The organism is Solilutibacter tolerans, from assembly GCF_900155935.1.
Lineage (GTDB): Bacteria > Pseudomonadota > Gammaproteobacteria > Xanthomonadales > Xanthomonadaceae > Solilutibacter > Solilutibacter tolerans.
Map to the genome: position 1 here is coordinate 132,476 of NZ_FTLW01000001.1, position 20,386 is coordinate 152,861.

Here is a 20,386-nt window from a genome sequence, read left to right on the forward strand (position 1 = left end):
GCCCGCCACTCAACGCTTGTGTTTCAAAAAAGCTTGATCATTTCTTGATCAGGAAATCCTCGGGGCTCTTGCCCTTAGCCACGAATGCGGCCAGCCAACGCGGATGCTTGCCACGGCCAGTCCATGTCTCGGTCGGGTTGGCAGGGTTGCGATACTTCGGTGGCACCTTGCCGCCTGCCTTCGATTTTTTGGTCGCCCCGGCAGCCTTCGCCACGCGCTTGGTGCCGATGGCCTTGGCGCCGAACAGTTCCTCCATCGTGTAGCCCGAAGTGCGCACGATGCGGTTGACCGCAGCACGAACCTGATTGATCGGCTTGCGCTTGGCCAGCACTTTCTTGCGCTTGTTGGCTTCGCTGATGAGGGTGGTGAGTTCTTTCGGGCTGAGGGAATTGATATCCACGAAATGCCTTTGATTATCTGTGAGTGGGTTAACGCAGACATCCTGTCTTGCGTTGATCATATTCCCCAGATAATGCGTATTGCAAATCCGATAAATGGAATCAGCTGCGAATCCGGGCATTCAGTGCATCGATATCCAGGTTTTCGGATTCGCTGGTTTCGCGATGGCGATATTCGAAAGTGCCTGCAGCGACGCCGCGCTCGGATACCACCACGCGATGCGGAATGCCGATCAATTCGATGTCGGCGAACATCGCGCCGGGGCGCAGGCCGCGGTCATCCAAGACGGCATCGACGCCAGCAGCTTGCAAGTTCTGGTACAAGGTTTCGGCAGCAGCAGCGACATCCGGATTGTTCTTCGGGTTGATCACGCACACCGCGACCCTCCACGGCGCCATCGCATCGGGCCAGCGGATGCCGGCGTCGTCGTGGTTCTGTTCGATCGCAGCGGCGACGATGCGCGACACGCCGATGCCATAGCAGCCCATCAGCGGATTCACCGGCTTGCCCTGTGCATCCAGCACGGTGCAGTCCATCGCCTCGGAATACTTGTTGCCGAGTGCGAAGACATGGCCCACTTCGATGCCGCGCGCGATGCCCAGCGTGCCCTTGCCGTCGGGGGAAGGGTCACCCTCCACCACGCTGCGGATGTCGGCGACTTCTGGCTCTGGCAGGTCGCGGCCCCAGTTGACGCCGGCAATGTGGAAGCCGTCTTCGTTGGCACCTACAACGAAGTCAGCCATTGACGCCACACTGCGATCGGCGATGACGCGAATCGACTCGGTTGCGCTGATCGGTCCGAGAAAACCGGGCGATGCATTGAGACTTTCGCGGATTTCCGCTTCGGTCGCCAGACGGTATTCCGCCATGCCAGCCGATTTGCTCAACTTGATTTCATTGACACTGTGGTCGCCGCGTACCAAGGCCAACGCGAATTGCGGTTTTCCTTCGGCATCCTCGCCCATAATCGCGACCGATTTGACCGTACGTTGCAGTGGAATACCCATCAGCGCGGCCACTTCCTCACAGGTTTTCTGTATCGGGGTATCGATCTTGCGCAGGGTTTCAGTCGCCGCCGGGCGTTCGCCGGGTGCGAGGGCCTCGGCCAATTCCACGTTCGCCGCATAATCCGAGCCGTCGGAAAATGCGATGGCATCTTCACCGGAATCGGCCAGTACGTGAAATTCATGCGATGCCGAGCCCCCAATTGCGCCGGTATCGGCAAATACCGCGCGAAATTTCAGTCCCAAACGGGCGAATATGCGCGAATAGGTATCGTACATATTGCGATATTCGGTTTGCAGCGATGCGTCATCTAGATGAAAGGAATAAGCATCCTTCATCAAGAACTCACGCGCGCGCATTACGCCGAAGCGCGGGCGGATTTCATCGCGGAATTTGGTCTGGATTTGATAAAGATTGACCGGCAGCTGCTTATAGCTGGCCAGCTCGAAGCGGGCGAAATCGGTGACGACCTCTTCCGCGGTCGGTGCATAGCAATAATCCGCCTCCTTGCGGTCCTTGATTTTCAATAACTGCCCGCCGAATTTTTCCCAACGACCGGTTTCTTCCCACAATTCCCGCGGCTGGATGGTTGGCATCAGCATTTCCACTGCGCCGGCGCGGTTCATTTCCTCGCGCACGATATTTTCAACCTTGCGCAGCACGCGCAGTCCCAGCGGCGACCAGGTGTAAAGACCGGCGGCGAGCTTGCGGATCATGCCAGCCTTGAGCATCAGCTTGTGGCTTACGATCTCGGCTTCGGCCGGGGTTTCTTTTTCGGTATTGAGGTGAAACTGCGACAGACGCATGGCGAAGCTCGCGGGAAAACAATCCCGCATTTTGCCATGCGGGAGCAGGCCCGGTGCGGGCTCAGGCTTTCGGCGCGGCGGTGCAGCTGGTGCCGATGATGGATTCGGCCAGTTTTACCTGATTAGCGTGTTCTTCGGGGTTCATCAGGCGATCGGGTTTGCCATCGCCATCACTGTCGATGCGCACATTGGCGCTGCCCTTGAGGATTGCCAGGTTGCTGCGCGCCTGGGCGCACTGCGGGTTCTCCGGGGTTGCAGGCTTGGCTGGCGCTGCAGGGGCAGCCACCATGCCGCGTACGGTGAACTTGCCCGAGGCGGGAGGAGTGCTGGAGTAATGCGTCCGACCACTGGCGTCCTTCCACTGATACACCTTTTGCTGTGCAGTGCCCGGGGCAGACAGCAGGCAGCCCAGTATCAACAGGCCGACGGCGACGAGAAGAGGGCGATTCATGGTGTTTCCCCGAAAGACAGGTCTCCATTGCAGCATCGCCGGGCAGGGGGCGCAAGTTGGCCAGGTCAAGCATTCAACCGCGGTTGAGCCGGTAAACTGCCCAAATGGATGAATCCACCTCCCAAGAATCCGAGCGCCGCCGCCCTGCGCGGGCCGTGTACCTGCTGCCCAACCTGTTCACCACGGGGGGCTTGTTCGCCGGCTTCTACGCCATCATCGCGGCCGGCCAAGGCAAATTTGGGCACGCCTGCGTAGCGATTTTCATCGCGGCCTTGCTCGATGGCCTGGATGGCCGTGTGGCGCGCCTGACCAACACACAGAGCGAATTCGGCGTGCAGTACGATTCGCTGGCTGATCTCGTCAGCTTCGGCATGGCCCCCGCCTTGGTGATGTACCACTGGGCCCTTCAATACATGCGGCTGGATGGTGTGGCGCCGGGCAAGCTCGGTTGGTTGGCCGCATTCCTCTATGCGGCCTGCGCAGCGTTGCGGTTGGCACGCTTCAACAGCCAGGTGAGCGTGGTGGATAAGCGTTGGTTCGTCGGGCTGGCCAGTCCGGCTGCTGCCGCAATCATGGCCAGCTTCGTGTGGACATTGCACGATTTTGGCTGGCAAGGCGAAGTGATGCGCTATTGGGCGATCGCGATCACCGTCTTGGCGGCGCTGCTGATGGTCAGCAACTTCCGCTACAGCAGCTTCAAGGGGCGTGGCGGCGCACAGGGCGAGCGCGTGCCGTTCTGGACATTGCTGCTGGTGGTTGCGGCCTTGATCGCGCTGGCTCTGTATCCGCCGCAAACACTGTTGCTCGTATTCGGCCTGTATGCACTGTCGGGGCCGGTGATGGCCATCATGCGTCGGCGCGGCAGCGGTGCAGAACCTGCGTGAGTTGGGATGTGCTCCAGCGTGAAGTCTTGGCCGAGCTTGGCCTGACGGCGTGGGCGCCGCATGTGCCTGGAAGCGAGCCGCCGCCGCCCCCTGATCCGCGCGTACTGGCGATGTTGGCGAAGACAGTAGGGATGTCGCCGCAGGCTTTGGCCGATGTCGGGATCGTGTTGCCTGGGCTTGAGCGGCTGCGCGAAGCATCGGTGAAGCGCGCCCTGTGGCCACGCCTGCGCGGACTGCGCACGCACCCATGAGTGCGAAGCCGACTCCCGCAGCGCCGCAGTTGCGTCGGATGCGCGAGGTCGACATCGACGCACTGATGGAGATCGAACTGCGCTCCTACCCATTTCCATGGACGCCGGGCAATTTCCGCGACTGCCTGCGCGCGGGTTATGCGATGTGGGTGTTGGAGGATGATGTTGGCCTGGTGGGTTACGCCGCCGCCAGCGTGCAAGCGGGCGAGGCGCATCTGCTCAACATATGCATCGATCCCAAGCTGCAATCACGCGGGCAAGGTCGCCGCTTGTTGCGTGCGATGCGCACGATAGCCAGGGGGCAGGGTGCCGAACGCATGTTTTTGGAAGTGCGGCCATCCAACACGCACGCCATCGCGCTGTATCACGATGAAGGCTTCAACGAAATCGGCCGCCGTCCGCGCTATTACCCGGACCACGACGGACGTCGTGAAGACGCCATCGTGATGGCGATGGAATTGTTCGACTGAACCGTTCGATCAACCTAGTCGCTTGCGTTGTGCGCTGAGCGCAGCGACTTGTGCGTTCCACTCCGCTAATCGCGCACGCTCCTGCTCGACGACGGCAGCCGGCGCATTTGCAACAAAGGTTTCGCCAGCCAGTTTGTTTTTTGACTTCGCAAGCTCTAGTTCGACTTTTTTGAGTTCTTTGTCGATGCGGCTTCGCTCCGCGCTCAAATCCACCAGGCCTTCCAGCGGAACGAATAGATCCAGTTCGCCTACGCGCGCAGCAGCGGAAGCCGGCGGCTCGCCTTGCAGCACGTCGATGGCCTCGATGCGCGACAGGAATTTGAGCGCAGCATCAAAGCGACCCAGGCGCGCACATTCTGTTTCACCACCACCGCGCACCAAGAGGCGCACCTGCTTGGAAGGCGACACGCCGAGCTCACTGCGCACGCGGCGTAGCGCCGACACCATCGACTTCAGCCATTCGACATCGACATCCGATTGTGCGTACGCGGCTACATCGATTTCGCCGCTCTGCGGATAAGGCTGCGTCATGATGGTGTCGCCGGCGATGTTCAATTTCGGCGCGACCTGTTGCCACAGTTCTTCGGTGACAAACGGAATGAGTGGATGCAACAAGCGCAGTAATCGCTCCAGCGCATAGAGCAGCGCGTGGCGCGTGCTGTCCGCGGCTGCCGTGTCGTCGCCATTGAGCGCAGGTTTCGCGAGTTCCACGAACCAGTCGCAGAATTGGTTCCAGGCGAACTCGTACAGGGTTTGTGAGAGCAGGTCGAAGCGATAGCTGGCGAAGTGCTCGGCGGCTTCGGCAGTGGTGCGGTCTAGCTGCGAGAGGATCCAACGCTCCGCATCGGTCTTCGGCTGTGGCGCACCGTGGGCGGTAAACCCTTCGGTGTTCATCAGCACAAAGCGGGTGGCGTTCCACAGTTTGTTGCAGAAATTTTTATAGCCCTCTGCGCGCGCCAGATCAAACTTGATGTCACGGCCCGGGCCGGCCAGGGCAGCCATGGTAAAGCGCAGGGCGTCGGCACCGAAGGTGGGAATGCCGTCCGGGAATTCCTTGCGCGTGGATTTCTCGATCTTGGGCGCATCGGTCGGCTTCATCAGGCCGGTGGTGCGCTTGGTCACCAAGGTGTCGATGTCGATGCCGTCGATGATGTCGAGCGGGTCGAGGATGTTGCCCTTCGACTTCGACATCTTCTGGCCGTCCTTGTCGCGGACCAGGCCGGTGATATACACGTCGCGGAACGGCACACGACCGACCAGTTGGTCGGTCATCATGATCATCCGCGCGACCCAGAAGAAGATGATGTCGAAGCCGGTGACGAGCACGCTGGTCGGCAGCGCGATGTCGAAACCGAGCTCGCCCATCGCGTCTTCATTCGGCCAGCCTTGGGTCGAGAACGGGAACATCGCCGAGGAGAACCAGGTTTCCAGTACGTCCGGATCCTGTGCCAAGGCGACATCGCCGAGCCCGTGCTTTTCGCGCACCTCGGCTTCACTGCGACCGACATAGGTGTTGCCGATGGCGTCGGTCCATGCCGGGATGCGATGCCCCCACCAGAGCTGGCGCGAAATGGTCCAGTCCTGGATGTTCTCCAACCAGTGGCGATAGGTGTTGATCCAGTTTGGCGGCACGAATTTCACTTCACCCGACTCGACCAATTCGAGACCGCGCTTGGCGAGGTCGTCCATCTTCACGAACCACTGGTCGGTGAGGAAGGGCTCGATCACTTGGCCGCTGCGGTCGCCGAAGGGCTGCATGATCGGCTTGTTGTCGATGACGGCGTTACCCTCGGCGTCCATCACGGCGAGGCCTTCTTCGGTGATCGCGGCGATCACGCGCTTGCGCGCTTCGTAGCGATCCAGTCCGCGTAGCTCTTCCGGCACCAGGTTCACCGTGGTGACATCGCCGACTTCTTCGCCACGTGCTGCGCGAGAGGCGATTGCTGCGCTTTCCGCATAGGACAAGCCATCGCTGCGCATCGCGGCAGCATCGTCCATCAAGGCATACAGCGGGATGCGATGCCGCATCGCCACCTGGTAATCGTTGAAGTCGTGCGCGCCGGTGATCTTCACCGCGCCGGAGCCGAAATCCGGATCCGGATATTCGTCGGCGATGATCGGGATCAGACGACGGTGTTCCTTCGGGCCGACCGGGATCTCGCACAGCAGTCCGACGATCGGTGCATAGCGCGCATCGTCCGGATGCACGGCGATCGCGCCATCGCCCAGCATCGTTTCCGGGCGCGTGGTGGCGATGGCGATGTAATCGCGCGTTTCGCGCAGGGTCTCGTTGCCATCGGCATCGCGTTCGACGTATTCGTAGGTCTGGCCATTCGCGAGCGGGTAGCGGAAGTGCCACATGTGGCCGGGTACTTCGCGGTTCTCCACTTCGAGATCCGAGATCGCGGTTTTCAGCACCGGGTCCCAGTTGACCAAGCGCTTGCCGCGATAGATCAGGCCTTGCTCATGCAGGCGCACGAAGGCTTCGGTGATGGCGGTCGAGGCCATCGGATCCATGGTGAAGACGCTGCGCGACCAGTCGCCACTGGCGCCGAGGCGACGCATCTGCCGCTCGATGGTGTCGCCCGATTGCTGCTTCCACTCCCAGACTTTCTCGATGAATTTGTCGCGGCCCAGCGAATCGCGTGTATCGCCGTTGCCGGCCAGCGCGAGGTTGCGGTTCACCACCATCTCGGTCGCGATGCCGGCGTGATCGGTGCCCATCTGCCACAGCGTGCGATAGCCGCGCATGCGGTGATAGCGGATCAGCGCGTCCTGCAGCGTGTGCTGGAACGCGTGGCCCATGTGCAGCGTGCCGGTGACGTTGGGCGGCGGCAGCAGGATGGTGTAGGCCGGGCCGTTGCCCTGTGGCGCAAACACGCCGGAGGCTTCCCACTTGGCATACAGGCGGGTTTCGATGTCGGCGGGGAGATAGCTGGGGGCGAGCTTGTCCATGGGGGTCACATGTCGTGTTTGTTCAATTCGAGGCCGCGGGCTTGATATTGCTTCCAGCGCTCGCGCAGCGGCGCGCGGGCGGCAGGATCGGCGGGGACGACTTCCAGCACCCGCTCGAAGTCACCTTCGACCGGCGCATCGCGCAGGTTGATCACCATCGGGCGCATCGGCGAATCCATGTCCGGTGCCAGGATGAGGATCGGCGTGACATCGTCTTCCTCATCGCTGCCGGCAATTTGATGCGGCAGGTAGGCATCGGGATCGAACGACCACATCAGGTCGTCGATCATTTCCGCCTGCGCAGTGTCGCGCGCCAGCACCAGGGTGGGGAAGCCGGCATCGAACGCCTTGCGAGCCAACTCGCAGACCAACAGCAGCGGCTCCTCGCGGAAGCGCGGCTTGTCGATCAAATAGAAGTCAGCGCGCGCCACTCAGTCGATCACTTCGCGGCTGCGCGATCCAAGAGCCACTGGCTCAGCAACCCGACCGGGCGGCCGGTGGCCATGCCCATCTTGCCGTCACCATTGGAGACGCCGGCGATGTCCATGTGCGCCCAGCGCTGGCCTTCGGTGAAGCGCGACAGGAAGCAGCCGGCGGTGATCGCGCCGGCCCAGCGACCGCCGATGTTGTAGACATCGGCGAACTGGGAATCGAGCATGCCCTGGTATTCGTCCCACAGCGGCATCTGCCAGGCGCGGTCGAACGTGGTCTCGCCGGCGTCGATAAGTTCGCGGGCCAGATCGTCGTCCTTCTTGGTCATGACGCCGGTGGCGTACTTGCCCAGTGCGACGACCATTGCGCCGGTCAACGTCGCGACATCGACCAAAGCCGCCGGCTCGAAGCGCTGCGCGTAGGTCAGTGCATCGCACAGGATCAAGCGACCCTCGGCATCGGTGTTGCCGACTTCGATGGTCTTGCCCGACATGCTGGTGATGACATCCGACGGGCGATAGGCATTGCCATCGATGGCGTTCTCAACCGCGGCCGCGATGCAGATGAGGTTCACCGGCAACTTCATGCCGACCGCCGCAACAAAGGTGCCGAGCACCGTGCCGGCGCCGCACATGTCGTACTTCATTTCCTCGATGCCGCCCTGCGTCTTCAAATTCACGCCGCCGGTGTCGAAGGTGATGCCCTTGCCAACCAGCACGTACGGCTTGGCATCGCCGCCGCCGTTCCACTTCATGATCACCAGCTTCGGGCGGTTGGTGGATGCGCGCGCGACGGCCAGCAGCGAGCCCATGCCCAGCGCTTCCATCTCGGCATCGCTCAGCACTTCGCATTCCACGCCTTCGAAACGATTAGCGAAGGCTTGGCCTTGCTCGGCGATATAGGCCGGATTGCAGACATTCGGCGGCAGGTTGCCCAGCTCACGGGTGAAGGCGACGCCGGCCGCAATGGCCTGTCCGTGGGCCAACGCGACGCTGTCGTCGCCGCTGATCTCGAGGCGCTCCAGTCCCTTCTCTTCGCGCTTTTTGTTCTTCGCCCCCAACGTTGCGGTGTAGCGGTACATGGCGTGGTCGGCGGTGATGGCGGCTTGGCGGATGTTCCAGGCGGCATCCCGGTCTTTCACTTCGACTTCCGACAAGGTCAGAAGTGCGGCCTTGACCGTGCCAGTCTTTAGCACGCGGGTGGCGTCGCCGACGGCCTTCAAGTACTGCGGCACGGCAAACTTGCCGGCATCGCCCAGGCCGATCACCAACACGCGCGGGGCGGTGACGCCAGCCAGGTCGTGCAGCATCGCAGTGCGGCCAATCTTGCCGCCGATGTCGCCGCGTTCGGCCAGCGCCTTCAAACGACCACCGCTGGCGGCGTCGATCGCGGCGGCGGCCGGGGTCAGGCTGTTGTCGGAGTACATGCCGACCACCACGCAATCGACGGGGGCGGATGTGGCGGCGGAGCCATTCAGGGCGAATTCGAGAGCCATCGAGCAGATTCCATATAGCCGGTGAGTACAATGCGGGGCTGCCGCGACGCGGCCTGCACACCAATCCCCTAGTCTAATTCATCGCCCAACCAGAGCCCGGATCCCTGACCGAATGCTGACGCTGGACCGTTATCTGGCAAAGGAATTTGCCCAAGCCATCTTCGCGACCCTGGTCGTGCTGCTGATCGTCATGGTCGGCGGCGCGTTTGTGGATGTGCTTGGCGATATCACTCGCGGACGCTTGCCGCCAGGCATGACCGCGGCGCAATTGGGGCTGGTCTTGCTGACGTGGCTGCCGATCATCCTGCCGCTGGCGCTGATGCTGGGCCTGCTCATGGCGATGGGCCGCCTGTATCGCGACGCCGAAATGCCGGTGTTGACCTCGGTCGGTGTGGGGCCCAAGCGTTTGCTGAAGCCGCTTTCGATGGTCGTCGTGCCGATTTTGATCGTGATCGCGCTGTGTTCGCTATGGTTGGGCCCGTGGGCGGATCGCACCTCCCGCGCGATGATCCAGGAAGCCAATCGAAACCTCTTGATCACCGGTCTTGAGCCCGGTCGCTTCACCGAGCTACCAGGTGGCGGGGGCGTGGTGTACGTCGGCGACATGAGTCAGGATGGCGCCAAATTCAAACGCATCTTCATCTATCGGGCCAAGGATGGTCGGGTGGATGTCACCACGGCGGCCGAGGGCGAACTGACCCTCGACGGCGCTCGCGAGCGCTACCTCCAGCTAGGCAACGGCTTTGAGGTGGAGGGGCCGATGGGCGGCACCACCCAGGATTACCGCCTGCTGCGCTTTGCTCGCAATGATGTGCGGATGCCCGATTCGACCGAAGACAAGAAAGTGCAGGATGCCCGTCGCACCCCGACACTCGAATTGATGGGGGATGACAGCAACGAGGCCCGCGCGCAGCTGCAATGGCGCATCGCACCGCCACTGATCGCGTTGGCTTTGGCGCTGCTTGCGATCCCGCTGGCGCGCAGCCCGCCCAGGCAGGCGCGTTATGGCCGCATGGTGCTGGGTTTCCTGGGCTATATGGTCAGCATCCAGTTGATGTTGTTGGGCACTGATTTGATCGCCAAGGGCAAGATGCCGGCAGCCTTGGGCCTGTGGTGGCTGGTGATTCCGGCGCTGCTGTTGGGCCTGTGGTTCTACAGCCGCGATGGTCACCTGCCCAAGCGGAGGCGTGCACGATGAAACCGTTTCCGAAAATCCATGACGTCTACATCGGCAAGGTCGTGCTGACCTTCGTGCTGGGCGTCTGGCTGGTGTTGGTGGGTCTGGATTTCGTGCTGGGCGGCGGCGGTTTGATGGCCCAGCTCGACGACATCGGCAAGGGCAGCTATGGCTTCGTCGATGCTTTCATGTATTCGGCCTACACACTTCCGCGTCGCTTTTACGACTTGTTCCCGACCGCAGCAGTCATTGGCTCGCTATTGGGGTTGGGCCAGCTTGCCGCCACCTCAGAGTTGACCGCGTTGCGCGCGATCGGCCTGTCTCGCAAGCGTTTGAGCTTGGCGGTCGCGTTGGCGATTGCCTTGCTGACCGGGCTGATGGTGCTGAGTGGTGAAACGCTGGGGCCCTGGGGTGAGCGCAAGGCCAATTCGCTGAAGGCGGCTGCGACATCGCCCAACATGATCGTCGCCCAGTATTCGGGCATGTGGGCGCGCGAAGGCGATGTTTTCCTCAATGCCGAATCCGGCCAAGAGCGCACCAATGGCGACGATCACTGGCTGGAATTGAAGGACCTGCGCCTGTATGAGTTCGATGATGCCGGCAAGTTGAAGTCCATTTCTCATGCGGCTACGGCCGAGCACCGTCCCGGTGGATGGCTGCTCAAGAACGTGGTGAAGACGACGTTCGCTGAGCGCTCGGTGACGCAAGAGCGCATCAATGAGGAACGCTGGGAATCCGAGCTGGATGCTGCGGCATTGTCGGCCAGCGTCGCGCGGCCGCGCTACCTCAACTCCGCGACGCTGAAATCCAGCATCGATTACCGCAAGCGTAACCAGTTGGATGCGGGTGAGTTCGAGGCTTTTTACTGGGGCCGCTGGTTCTATCCGCTCAATGTGCTAGCGCTGTGCCTGGCGGCGATTCCGTTCGCCTTCGGCACCCTGCGCAGTGGCGGTTTGGGCAAACGTTTGTTCTTGGGCGTGGTGTTCGCGCTCGGCTTCTGGCTGCTGCAGGAAATGTCTGCGCGCCTGGCCGGGGCGTACAAGTTCGACTATCGATTCGCCTATGTGCTGCCGTCCGTGTTGATGCTGGGCGTATCGGCCTTCCTGTTCCGGCGACGCAGTGGCTAGCTCGCCCGTTTCCGTGCTTCTTCCAGCGCATCCCGGTTGAAGTCGCGGATGAATTGCGTGCCGCTGAATCGGTCGTGCCACGTCAGTCCATCGCGATCCAGCCATGCCCACCAGAAGCCCAGCCCCGCGCAGGCCAGCGACACGATGCCCGCCGCATAACGCAGCCATAGCTTGCGCAAGGGCGCGCGGCCGCCATCCAGACCGACGACATACACTCGCCACGGTTTCATGCCGATGGTCTGGCCGCCGCGTCGCCAGCTGGCCGTTGCGTACAGGCCAGTTGCGCCAAGCAAGGCGATGAATTCCAGCGCGCTTGCCAGGGTGCCCGGCAAGATGGCATCGCCCCGATGCAAGATCAGGGACGCGACCACGACCACGAACCAGATGCCCAGCATCGGGAAGAAATCGTAGAGCAGGGAGAGCAGGCGCCATTGGATCAACGGCTTCGCTCTCGTGGTGGTGGGGGTGCCAGCGTCATTCATCCGCACAGGATAGCGTTGCGGATGGGCTGCGCTACAGTCTGGGGATGTCGAAAACGCCCGCCGAACGTCGTCAAACCATGCTGCGCCAGCCGCCCTTGCCGGATGCCGACGCGCGCTTGATCGATACATTCCTCGATGCCATCTGGGCCGAGAGCGGCTTGGCGCGCGCGACCCTCGATAGCTATCGGCGTGACCTGGCCGGTTTCGCGCGTTGGCGCGGCGATGCGGGCGGCATCCTGCAAAAAGCCAGCCGTGAAAATTTGTTCGACTACCTGCGCTGGCGAGCAGAAAACAGCTACAGCCCACGCAGCAATGCACGACTGTTGTCGGCCTTGCGTGCGTTCTATGGGTGGATGCTGCGTCATGGTCATCGCAGCGATGATCCATCAGCGCTGCTGGATCCTCCGCGCTTGCCGCGCAGCCTACCCAAGGCGCTGAGCGAGTCGCAGGTGGAAGCGCTGCTGGCTGCGCCCGACATCGACCAAACCGATGGCCTGCGTGACCGCGCGATGTTGGAGTTGATGTATGGCGCCGGCCTGCGCGTGAGTGAGCTGGCCAATCTGCCAGCGACTGCGGTCAACCTGCGGCAAGGCGTGTTGCGGATCACCGGCAAGGGCAGCAAGGAACGCCTGGTGCCGATTGGTGAAGAAGCGCAGTACTGGCTTGAGCGTTACCTGCAGAAGGCGCGGCCAGACGCTGCGCGGCGGCGTGCGCAGGCGATGGAGCTTTTCCTCGCCGACGATGGTCAGCCGATGTCGCGTCAGCAGTGTTGGCTGCAGGTCAAGCGACATGCGGCAGCGGCCGGCATCGACCCGGCCAAAGTTAGTCCGCATGGGCTGCGGCACAGCTTCGCCACCCACTTGCTCAACCATGGCGCCGACTTGCGCGCCTTGCAGATGCTGCTGGGGCATAGTTCGCTTTCCACCACCCAGATCTACACCTTGGTTGCGAAGGAAAAACTCAAGCGCTTGCACGCGCAGCATCATCCACGCGCTTGAGGGCGAGCGTTCAGCCCCGCGTGCGACAATGCGCCGGCAAATTTCCAGCGGAAACACCATGTCCCGAGGACACCTGATGAAGAAAGCCCTGTTGATCGCCGTGTTGGGTGGGATGAGCGTAGTGGCCTGCGCGCAAAGCAAAGCGCCCGCAGAGACAGCAAAACCGGCCGATGCCCCCGCTGCGACGACAGCCCCCACCGATCCCAAGGTCGCCCCGGGCAGTGCGGATGCCAAGGCCATTGCCGCCATCCGCCAGCTCAATAGCCAGGTCGTGATCGACAAGGTCGGGCCGGCGCCGATGCCGGGTTACCGCGAAGTCGTGGTCTCTGGCCAGGTCCTGTACGTGTCGGATGATGGCCGCTACCTGATGCAGGGTGCGCTCTTGGACATGCAGACCAAGCGCGACATGGCGCAGGCCACGCTCGCCAGCGTGCGCAAAGACCTCTTGGCGCAGGTGCCGAAGTCCGAGCGCATCATTTTCTCGCCGCCGAATCCGAAGTACACCGTCGCGATTTTCACCGACGTGGAATGTGGCTATTGCCGCAAGATGCATGCGGACATCGCCGAGTACAACAAGCTGGGCATCGGCTTCGAATACCTGGCTTATCCGCGCATGGGCCCGGGCAGCCCGGACTTCGCCAAGATGGAGGCGGTCTGGTGCTCCAAGGACCGACCCAAGGCCCTGACCGAGGCCAAGGGCGACCGGGCCGTGAAGTCCGAGCGCTGCACTAGCCCGGTCATGCGCCACTATGACATCGGCCGCCGTTCGGGCCTGACGGGTACACCGCTGATCGTCGCCGCCAATGGGATGTCGCCGCCGGGCTACCTGCCGCCGGCCGAGCTCCTACGCTGGCTGGACGCGAACGGCAAGCTGTAAGCAGCCCCAAATGGCAAAAAACGAAGCCGGCCCCGTGCCGGCTTCGTTACAATAGAGGGCCCGTTAACCCACGGTTCCCCGCACATGATCGTGCTCGAGGGGCAGACTGCCCTGTCGTCGTTCCGCCGCGAGCGGCTTGAAGCCCGCCTTCGCGCCGTCCATCCCGCCATCCGCCTAAAGGACAGCTGGTTCACCTATTGGGTGCAACCGCAGTCCGGAAGCGCCCCTGACTTGGCGACCTTGGGCCGCATATTGCAGGCCTGCACGGCGATTACGCCGCGTGCGGATGGCGCAGTGTCGAAGTTTGTTTCGCCGCGGCTAGGCACCATCTCGCCCTGGGCCAGCAAGGCCGGAGAACTGCTGCGCGGCGCAGGTTTGCCGGTCGCGCGCGTCGAGCGGGGTTTGAGGCTGGATGTCGAGGCTTGGCCGAATGATGCGGATACCCAACGCGAACTTGGCCGCCTGCTGCACGACCCGATGACGCAGTCGCTGCTGGACGATGCCAACGATGCCGGGGCGCTGTTCGACGCACCGATGCGCGGCGAGCTGGAAATCGTGCCGCTTGGTGATCTGGTCGAGGCCAACAAGCGCCTGGGCCTGGCCTTGGCCGATGACGAGATCGACTACCTGCAAGCGCGCTACGGCGAGCTGGGTCGCGATCCGCACGATGTCGAATTGATGATGTTCGCGCAGGCCAACTCCGAGCACTGCCGCCACAAGATATTCAACGCCGACTGGACCATCGACGGCGTCGAGCAGGAACGCTCGCTGTTCCGCATGATCAAGAACACGCACGCGAAGACGCCGGAGCACACGCTCTCCGCGTACAGCGACAACGCCGCGGTCGTGGCCGGCTATCCCAGCCGCCGTCTGCGCGCCGAAGGCGCATCGCGCGAATACGTACTGCAGCCGCAAAGCGACTCCGCGTTTGCGATCAAGGTCGAGACACACAACCACCCGACCGCGATCTCGCCGTTCCCCGGTGCATCCACGGGTGCCGGTGGCGAAATTCGCGATGAAGGCGCGACCGGCCGCGGCGGCAAGCCCAAGGCAGGCCTCGCCGGGTTCTCGGTTTCGCACTTGCGCATCCCCACGCTGCCGCAGCCGTGGGAGCAGCCGCGCCCGCTCAATCCGCGCATGGCCAGTGCCTTCGAGATCATGATCGAAGGGCCGATCGGCTCGGCCGCGTTCAACAACGAATTCGGCCGTCCCAACCTGTTGGGCTATTTCCGCAGCTTCGAATTCCCGCAGGCGCCGCACCTCGCGCGTGCCTACGACAAGCCGATCATGTTGGCCGGCGGTCTGGGTGCCATCGACCAGCCTTTGGTCGAGAAGCGTCGCCTCGCCCCGGGTGATGCGGTGATCGTGCTGGGTGGTCCGGCGATGTTGATCGGCCTGGGTGGCGGTGCGGCGAGTTCCGTGGCGTCGGGTGACAGCAGCGAAGACCTCGATTTCGCCAGCGTGCAGCGCGACAACCCGGAGATGGAACGGCGTGCACAGGAAGTGATCGATGCGTGCGTGGCATTGGCCGAGCGCAATCCGATTCGCAGCATCCACGATGTCGGCGCGGGCGGCTTGTCCAACGCCATCCCGGAGTTGCTGCACGACTCCGGCGTGGGCGGCGTGATCGATCTGGTGAGGGTGCCTAACGACGATCCCTCGTTGTCGCCGATGCAGTTGTGGTGCAACGAGTCACAAGAACGCTACGTGATGGGCATCAGCGCGGATCGCATCGCCGAATTCACCGCGATGTGCGCACGTGAGCGCTGCCCGTTTGCGGTAGTGGGTTACGCGACGGCGGAGGAACGCCTGGTCGTCGGCTATGGCGCGACGCCGGGCAATATCCCGAACGATGCGGCGATTGATTTGCCGATGGATGTGCTGTTCGGCAAGGCACCGAAGATGCATCGCGACACGCATCACCCGGCGTCCACGCGATGGCCAGAGCTGGATACCGCCACGGTCGATTTGGTGGATGCTGGCTTGCGTGTGTTGTCGCACCCGACCGTCGCATCGAAATCCTTCCTCATCACGATTGGTGATCGCAGCGTCGGTGGTTTGACTGCGCGCGACCAAATGGTCGGCCCGTGGCAAATGCCGGTCGCCGATTGCGCCATCACCTTGGCCGGTTACGAAGGCTTCACCGGCGAAGCGATGGCGATTGGCGAACGCACGCCACTGGCTTTGATCGATGCGGCTGCGTCCGCGCGCATGGCGGTGGGCGAGGCGATCACCAACCTGTGCGCCGCGCCGGTGGAATCGCTGGATCGCATCAAACTGTCGGCCAACTGGATGGCTGCGGCCGGCTTTGAAGGCGAAGACGCCAAGTTGTTCGATGCGGTTGAAGCGGTCGGCATGGAGCTGTGCCCGGCGCTCGATCTCTCCATCCCTGTCGGCAAAGATTCCCTGTCGATGCAGGCGCAATGGAATGTCGATGGCGAGGTGGAGAAATCCGTCTCGCCGGTGTCGCTCATCGTCACCGCGTTCGCGCCGGTCGTCGATGTGCGCCAACAACTCACGCCGCTCTTGTCGAGTGACGAAGACACCGAGTTGTGGTTGATTGGGCTCGGTGCGGGTAAGCGCCGTATGGGTGGCTCGATCCTGGCGCAATGCTACGACTCCTTCGCCGGTGAATCCCCCGACGTTGATGATCCGCAGCTCCTGCGTGGCTTCTTCGAGCTGATCCGCGATGCGCGCGAAGCCGGCATGCTGCTGGCCTATCACGACCGCGCAGATGGCGGCGTCTTCGCCACTTTGGCGGAAATGGCGTTTGCTTCGCACGTCGGTCTCGACATCACGCTCGACGGCTGGGCCGACAACCACGACGACGATGTCTTCGAGGTGCTGTTCAACGAGGAGCTGGGCGCCGTGGTGCAGATCCGCGGCGAACATCGCGCCGAGTTCGCCGACCTCGTCGCCGAGCATGGCCTGATCGAGTGCGCGCAGCGCATCGCGCGACCGACGCGCTCCGACGACATCCGCGTGCTTGACGAAGGCGAAGTGCTGGCCGAATGGCAATGGCAGACCTTGTTCGACGCGTGGTGGTCGGTCACTCATGCGATGCAGCGCCTGCGCGACAACCCGCAATCGGCGGATGAAGAACGCGAGATCGCGCGCAATTTCGACACTGTCGGCTTGAGCCCGAAGCTCAGTTTCGATCTTGCCGAGGATATCGCAGCGCCTTACATCGCGACCGGTGCCAAGCCGAAGGTGGCGATCCTGCGCGAGCAGGGCGTCAACGGCCAGATCGAAATGGCCGCAGCTTTCATGCGTGCTGGTTTCGATGCGTACGACGTGCACATGAGTGATCTGATCGAAGGCCGCGCGAAACTGGACGATGTCATTGGTCTCGCCGCTTGTGGCGGCTTCAGCTATGGCGATGTGCTGGGCGCAGGGCGCGGTTGGGCGACATCGATTCTGGAGCGCCCCGCGTTGCGCGAGCAATTCGCCACGTTCTTTGGACGTGGCGATACGTTCTCGCTCGGCGTCTGCAACGGCTGCCAGATGCTGTCGCAACTCAAGGCGATCATCCCCGGTGCGGCGCAGTGGCCGGAGTTGCTCCGCAATGCCAGCGAGCAATACGAAGCACGTTTGGCCCAGGTGGAAGTGGGTGAGTCGCCATCCATCCTGCTGCGCGGCATGGGCGGCTCTCGCATCCCGGTCGTCGTCGCGCATGGAGAAGGCCGCATGCATTTCGCCAATGCCGTGGATCAGGCATCGGTTGCCGTGGCCGCGCGCTATGTGGATGGCGAAGGCAACATCGCCGCGACCTATCCGACCAACCCGAACGGCTCGCCGGACGGCATCGCAGGTGTCGCTAGCGACGATGGCCGCGTGACGATCTTGATGCCGCATCCCGAACGCACGCTCTCTGCTGCCAACTTCAGCTGGCATCCGTCCGAGTGGGGCGATGCGTCGCCTTGGTCGCGCATGTTCCAGAATGCGCGGGCCTGGGTGGCGTGATCGGTTAGAGTGCGACATCGCCGTCGCACTTCACCTCGCATGACAGAACCCGCACTGCCCATCGTCTTGTTGCCCATTGGCACTGACGATGCGGCATTGGACGCTTGCCTTGCCGCGCTTGAGCAAGCCACGCCCGCTGGCACGCGCATTTGGTTGCTGGATGACGCGCAAGCCGGTCCGCGCGGCATCGCCATCATCGAGCGTTGGCTCGAGAATACGCGTCTGCAAGCCGAATACACGCGTCGTCAGCGTCCGATTGGCGAAGCCGCGCACCTGTCCGAAGGTGTTGCCGCATGTGGCGACATGGATATCGTCGTGTTGGCGCCCGATGTGCGACCGGCGCCGGGTTGGTTGGGGCGGCTGGTGATGTGTTTGCAGCGTGACCCCACGATAGGCACCGCCACGCCGTGGAGTAATGCAGGTGAGTGCGTGTCATGGCCGCGCATCGGCGAAGTACAGCCGGAGCCGGCCGAGCCGCGCCGTATTGCCAGTGCCGCTGCGCAAATGCCGCCCCTGCATCTGGAGTTGCCGACCGCCGGCACGCATGCAGTGATGCTACGAGGCACACCACGCCAGCGTACAGGCCGACTGGATGGCGAAAGTTTCGAGAGCTGGGCGGCGGCGCTGACGGACTATTCCTTGCGATTGGCAGCGATGGGTTGGCGCAATGCTTTGTGCGAAAGCGCTTTTGTAGCGCGTGATCGTGAGCCTTGGCACGGCGAAGAAGATTTGGATGTGCTGGCCGTGCGCTGGCCCAGCTATCGCCCACGGCTTGCGCAATTCTTGATGGAAGATCCGTTACATCAGACCAGGCTCGAGTTGCAACGGCGCTATGACGAAGCCGCGGACGCATCGCCGCAGGAAGACCTCTTCGCATGAAGCGCGATGGCATCGCCGCGGTTGTGGTCAGTCATTTCAGTGAAGAAACCATCGGTGCTTGCCTCTCACGGCTGCTGGCTAGCGCAGGCGTCACGCAAGTCCGCGTCATCGACAACGCATCGACCGATGGCACGATGGATATCGTGCAGCGCTATGCCTTGTCCGATTCGCGCGTGCGCTTCGTAGCCAATCCGGACAATCCGGGGTTCGCGGTGGCCTGCAACCAGGGTGCGGCGGACAGCGATGCGCCTTGGCTCGCCTTTGTGAACCCCGACCTGATGGTAGAGCCGGATACCTTGACGAGATTGCGCACTGCCGCAGAGCACATCCAGCCCGCGTTGGTGGGTGCGGAGCTGGTGGGTGAAGAGGGAACGCCGGATCCTGCCGCGCGTCGTCGTGACCCGGATTTTGCCGCGATGCTGGGGTCTAAGGCCGCGCGTGACTTGGCCGTACCGCAAGACCCCGGCCAAGCATTGCAGCAAGTGGATGCGGTCTCGGGCGCGCTGATGGTGGTGCCGCGCACCTTGTTCCGATTGGTCGGAGGTTTTGATGAGGGCTACCGCTTGCATGCCGAAGACCTGGACCTGTGTCGACGCATTCGTGCCTTTGGCGGCCGTGTGGCCATCGCTAACGATGTGCAGGTGCTGCATGTGCGAGGGGTATCCTCGCGTGTGCGTCCGACGTTCGTCGAATGGCAGAAGCATCGCGGCCTGTGGCGTTATTTCAGCAAGTTTGATGCCGCGCGCCACGGCTGGCTGACGCGGTCGATGGTGTGGGCGATGATCTGGGTGCGGTTTCCTTTTGCACTAGCAAGGAAATTGTTCGCGCCCTGATGACGTTTGGCACAGGCCGTGAAGGCGTTGCCGGTTGTTAGACTGATGGTACAAGTAACCGGAAACAGCACATGGAAGACACGCAGAATTGCCGTAACTGCGACCGGGTTATCGATGTGCCTGGGCAGAAGTTCTGCCCCAATTGCGGCCAAGCGACACCGACCCGGCGTATCGATTGGCGCTTTCTTGGCCATGAGCTGGAGCACAGTGTGCTGCACATGAACAAGGGGATTCTGTATTCACTCAAGCAATTAATGCTGCGGCCTGGGTACTTTATTCACGATTATTTGGATGGCAAGCGAGTTGGTATCGTCAAACCCATGTTGCTGGTGGTGATGATGGGCGCTGCCGCTACCCTGATTGCTCACTACCTGTTAGGCGGTGATGTGATGGGGTCGTCATTCCATCAGGGCCTGGAAGCTGGGACGAGGTTGGGCGGGGATCCCAGCGATGAGGTCAAGGCGGCGACAGCTGCGACAGCCAAGTTATTCACAATGGCCAAGGATTGGATCAATCAGCACCTTGCACTGGTTACCTTGTTGATGATTCCGGTGCAGGCGGCGGGAGTCAAATTGGCATTCCGGAGATTCAGTGATGTGAGCTATCCGGAGTGGCTGGTCATCGGCTGCTTCCTGAACGCACAGTCCTTCGTGTTGTGGTCGGTATTCATGCCTATTCAACGCGTATGGTCCGGTGCGATGTCATTCGCCATATTGCTAGCTATTGCCTACAACCTGTTCTCATTGATGCAGTTTTTCAAAGGCTATCCGCGCTGGAAGGCAGGTTTGCGGGGATTGCTGGGTTTCGCCTTTTTTCAGGTGGTAATGGTGATTTTCACGTTTTTCGTGATGTTCGTCATCGGCGTTCTGATGGGCAGCGGACATGTGCAGATTGCGAATTGA

18 protein-coding genes are annotated in these 20,386 nt (G+C 62.3%); 11 read left to right on the top strand and 7 right to left on the bottom strand.

All coding sequences use genetic code 11. The features are described 5' to 3' along the window. Positions 1-37 precede the first annotated feature (37 nt). From BW989_RS00640 to BW989_RS00650, 3 genes are all read right to left on the bottom strand, one after another. Complete coding sequence (locus tag BW989_RS00640; protein ID WP_242651196.1) at positions 38-400, bottom strand: H-NS histone family protein; 363 nt, start codon at positions 398-400, stop codon at positions 38-40. A 100-nt stretch (positions 401-500) separates the two neighbouring features. Continuing rightward, a complete protein-coding gene (locus BW989_RS00645) occupies positions 501-2,210 on the bottom strand; it encodes a proline--tRNA ligase (protein ID WP_076584586.1) in 1,710 nt (569 codons plus the stop codon). A 61-nt stretch (positions 2,211-2,271) separates the two neighbouring features. After that, on the bottom strand, positions 2,272-2,661 hold the full coding sequence (locus BW989_RS00650) for a DUF4124 domain-containing protein (protein ID WP_076584587.1): 390 nt from the start codon (positions 2,659-2,661) through the stop codon (positions 2,272-2,274). A gap of 104 nt (positions 2,662-2,765) precedes the next feature. Here BW989_RS00650 and pssA point away from each other — a divergent pair, with 104 nt between their 5' ends. The 3 genes from pssA to rimI are packed head-to-tail and all read left to right on the top strand — an operon-like array spanning position 2,766 to position 4,266. Next, a complete protein-coding gene (pssA, locus tag BW989_RS00655) occupies positions 2,766-3,545 on the top strand; it encodes a CDP-diacylglycerol--serine O-phosphatidyltransferase (RefSeq protein ID WP_076584588.1) in 780 nt (259 codons plus the stop codon). Continuing rightward, positions 3,542-3,796 carry a hypothetical protein gene (locus BW989_RS00660; RefSeq protein ID WP_076584589.1) on the top strand — a complete coding sequence of 85 codons (255 nt, stop codon included), beginning with the start codon at positions 3,542-3,544 and terminating at the stop codon, positions 3,794-3,796. Before pssA ends, BW989_RS00660 begins: the two co-directional genes overlap by 4 nt. Next, positions 3,793-4,266 (top strand): ribosomal protein S18-alanine N-acetyltransferase, encoded by a 474-nt coding sequence (rimI, locus tag BW989_RS00665; RefSeq protein ID WP_076584590.1) that lies wholly within the window; start codon positions 3,793-3,795, stop codon positions 4,264-4,266. The genes BW989_RS00660 and rimI overlap by 4 nt, the downstream gene beginning before the upstream one ends. Positions 4,267-4,275: 9 nt before the next feature. Here rimI and BW989_RS00670 read toward each other — a convergent pair whose 3' ends face one another. Genes BW989_RS00670 through BW989_RS00680 form a run of 3 tightly spaced genes read right to left on the bottom strand, consistent with a single transcriptional unit; the run spans position 4,276 to position 9,148 of the window. Beyond that, the gene (locus BW989_RS00670) at positions 4,276-7,221 is read right to left on the bottom strand and encodes a valine--tRNA ligase (protein WP_076584591.1); all 2,946 of its coding nucleotides are present in this window, start codon (positions 7,219-7,221) and stop codon (positions 4,276-4,278) included. Positions 7,222-7,226: 5 nt separating this feature from the next. Continuing rightward, positions 7,227-7,652 carry a DNA polymerase III subunit chi gene (locus BW989_RS00675; RefSeq protein WP_076584592.1) on the bottom strand — a complete coding sequence of 142 codons (426 nt, stop codon included), beginning with the start codon at positions 7,650-7,652 and terminating at the stop codon, positions 7,227-7,229. 8 nt (positions 7,653-7,660) lie between these two features. Further along, the gene (locus BW989_RS00680; RefSeq protein ID WP_076584593.1) at positions 7,661-9,148 is read right to left on the bottom strand and encodes a leucyl aminopeptidase; all 1,488 of its coding nucleotides are present in this window, start codon (positions 9,146-9,148) and stop codon (positions 7,661-7,663) included. A gap of 112 nt (positions 9,149-9,260) precedes the next feature. Between BW989_RS00680 and lptF the strand changes: the two genes are divergently transcribed. Next, positions 9,261-10,346 carry an LPS export ABC transporter permease LptF gene (gene lptF, locus BW989_RS00685; RefSeq protein WP_076584594.1) on the top strand — a complete coding sequence of 362 codons (1,086 nt, stop codon included), beginning with the start codon at positions 9,261-9,263 and terminating at the stop codon, positions 10,344-10,346. Then, positions 10,343-11,452 (top strand): LPS export ABC transporter permease LptG, encoded by a 1,110-nt coding sequence (gene lptG / locus BW989_RS00690; protein ID WP_076584595.1) that lies wholly within the window; start codon positions 10,343-10,345, stop codon positions 11,450-11,452. Before lptF ends, lptG begins: the two co-directional genes overlap by 4 nt. Here the strand turns inward: lptG and BW989_RS00695 are convergent. Further along, complete coding sequence (locus BW989_RS00695; protein WP_076584596.1) at positions 11,449-11,934, bottom strand: RDD family protein; 486 nt, start codon at positions 11,932-11,934, stop codon at positions 11,449-11,451. The genes lptG and BW989_RS00695 overlap by 4 nt on opposite strands. Before the next feature lie 44 nt (positions 11,935-11,978). On the opposite strand from BW989_RS00695, the gene xerD reads away from it, so the two are divergent. The 6 genes from xerD (at position 11,979) to BW989_RS00725 (ending at position 20,386) form a co-directional block, all read left to right on the top strand. Then, positions 11,979-12,932 (top strand): site-specific tyrosine recombinase XerD, encoded by a 954-nt coding sequence (gene xerD, locus BW989_RS00700; RefSeq protein ID WP_076584597.1) that lies wholly within the window; start codon positions 11,979-11,981, stop codon positions 12,930-12,932. A 76-nt stretch (positions 12,933-13,008) separates the two neighbouring features. Then, complete coding sequence (locus BW989_RS00705; RefSeq protein WP_076584598.1) at positions 13,009-13,809, top strand: DsbC family protein; 801 nt, start codon at positions 13,009-13,011, stop codon at positions 13,807-13,809. A gap of 84 nt (positions 13,810-13,893) precedes the next feature. Next, positions 13,894-17,772 carry a phosphoribosylformylglycinamidine synthase gene (purL, locus tag BW989_RS00710; protein ID WP_076584599.1) on the top strand — a complete coding sequence of 1,293 codons (3,879 nt, stop codon included), beginning with the start codon at positions 13,894-13,896 and terminating at the stop codon, positions 17,770-17,772. 39 nt (positions 17,773-17,811) lie between these two features. After that, the gene (locus tag BW989_RS00715) at positions 17,812-18,651 is read left to right on the top strand and encodes a glycosyltransferase family 2 protein (protein ID WP_076584600.1); all 840 of its coding nucleotides are present in this window, start codon (positions 17,812-17,814) and stop codon (positions 18,649-18,651) included. Beyond that, positions 18,648-19,484, top strand: coding sequence for a glycosyltransferase family 2 protein (locus BW989_RS00720; RefSeq protein WP_076584601.1), 837 nt, complete (start codon positions 18,648-18,650; stop codon positions 19,482-19,484). Before BW989_RS00715 ends, BW989_RS00720 begins: the two co-directional genes overlap by 4 nt. 71 nt (positions 19,485-19,555) lie before the next feature. Then, on the top strand, positions 19,556-20,386 hold the full coding sequence (locus tag BW989_RS00725) for a DUF3667 domain-containing protein (protein WP_076584602.1): 831 nt from the start codon (positions 19,556-19,558) through the stop codon (positions 20,384-20,386).